This is a genomic window from Tautonia sociabilis (assembly GCF_003977685.1).
Lineage (GTDB): Bacteria > Planctomycetota > Planctomycetia > Isosphaerales > Isosphaeraceae > Tautonia > Tautonia sociabilis.
Genome location: NZ_RYZH01000113.1, coordinates 1 through 1,960, shown reverse-complemented (window position 1 = coordinate 1,960; position 1,960 = coordinate 1). Strand labels below are relative to the sequence as shown.

Genomic DNA, 1,960 nt, shown 5'->3' with positions numbered 1-1,960 from the left:
GAGCCCGGCCCCCCCCCCTCCCCGGCTCCAGAAGGCCCCTCCGACCCGGACCTCTCCGCGGCCGAGGCCCCGGCCCCCGCCGCCAAGCCCCGGCGCCGTCGGCGCAAGAAGGCCGACCCGCCCGAGCCCGAGCCGCAGCCCACCGAGGTCGTCTGGGTCCGCGTCGGCCCCAACCAGTTCGTCCGCCAGGAGATCCCCCTCACCCCCGCCGGCCCTCAGCCCCCGGCCGTCGGCCCCTTCCCCCAGGACGCCGACGCCGATCGGGCCGAGCTCCCCGAGCTCCCTCCCCAGGCCGAGGCCACGGACGCCCCCTTCGAAGTCCTCCCTCCCAGCTCGACCGCTCCCGATCCCCCGGGCGATTCCCCCTTCCCGGAGGGCTCGCAGGCCGCCTCGGCTTCCCCGATCCCCGGCGTCGAGCGCTCCGAGCCCGCGCCGGAGCCCGAGCCGGGACAGGAGCTGCTCGACCACCTCCCGGCCGAGGCCCAGCAGGACGCCTCCTTCCCCGAAGATCATCGGCACGAGCCCCCCGGCATCCCGGCCCCCTCGGCCGATCGCCGGGACGATCCGGGTTCCGGCCCCTCCCCGGTCGTCGCCGCCGAGTCCCTCTCCCCCCGCCACGACTCCCCCGCCGCCGACCGCCCCTCGGACGACGAGGACCCGACCGGCGATCCCCTCGACGACCCCGACCCGGACGACGACGACGATCCCGCTCCCGATCCCCTCGGCCTCGGGGCCGTCGAGGAACCGGACGGCGAGCCCCTCGTCGACGACGAGCCCCTCGACCACGCCTTCCAGAACGCATCCGACCCCGATCTCTCGGACGAGGACACTCCTGACGACCTCGATCTCGAGGCGGACGAGGACGAGGATCCGGACGACGACCGCTCCGTCGCGGACGAGGACGACGAGAACCAAGACGACGCGGAGGAGGAGTCTTCGGACGAGGACGAGTCGGACGAAGACCCGGAGGGCCCAGACGACGTCGAGGAGGAGCCCGACGGAATCGAGGACGATGGCCCGGACGACGACGAGGACGAGGACGAAGACGACGAGTTCGACGAGGACGACGACGAGTTCGACGAGGACCAGGAGCCGGTCGACGAGGATCCGGACGAGGAGTCGGACGACGTCGAGGACGACCGGATCGACGAGGAGCCTGACCAGGACGATCCCGACGGCGAAGACGACGAGCCCGAGGACCACGACCTGGACGAAGGCGATGAAGACCTTGAAGACGAGCTCGAATCGGAAGCACTGGTCGGCGAGGCCCCCTCGGACGAGGATGACCTCGACGAGGAGAACGAGGACGAGGACGAGGACGGGGACAGCGACGACGATCCGCGGAATGACGAGTTCGACAGCGAGGACGACGACGAGATCGACGACACGGCCGAGGAGGATGCGGAGGGGGACGAAGGCGAGGAGCCGATCGACGATCAAGACGACGAGAACGAGGACGACCCCTGGGACGATGACGAGGACGTCGACCGCTGGGGATCGAGCGCCGCGGAGCTGGCCGAGGCGATCGTCGGCGATTCGGGCCACCCGGCCGATCCGCATCGGGACGAGCCAGCCCCCGGCCCCGAGCCGGCCCCGAGCGCGGACTCCTGGCCCATGCCGGCGGGAGGAGGGATCGTCGGCTACGGCCAGGACTTGCAAAGTTACTTGCAAGACCTGATCAACATGGCTGGCGGCGTCGGCGTCAGCGCCTCCTTCCCGGCCCCGGCCTCCCCGACCCCGGCCTCGAACCCCTCCCGTCCCTCCCCCGCCCCCGCCCCCGAGCCCGACCGCGAGCCTCCCGAGCTCCCTTCCCCCCGAGAGCCGGAGGCCCGTTCGACCGAGGGGGACCGGGGAGCTCCCGGGGACGATGAGGACGACGCGGACTCCCCCGCCAGCCCTCCCCCTGCCGCTCCCTCCCCCGGAGAGGCCGATCCCGACTCCCCCCGATCGGCCTCCCCGC

At 73.0% G+C, this 1,960-nt stretch carries 1 protein-coding gene; it reads left to right on the top strand.

Annotation, left to right across the window (positions count from 1 at the left end):
• The coding region (locus TsocGM_RS26390; RefSeq protein ID WP_158633765.1) for a hypothetical protein at window positions 1-1,960 on the top strand (1,960 nt) is incomplete at both ends.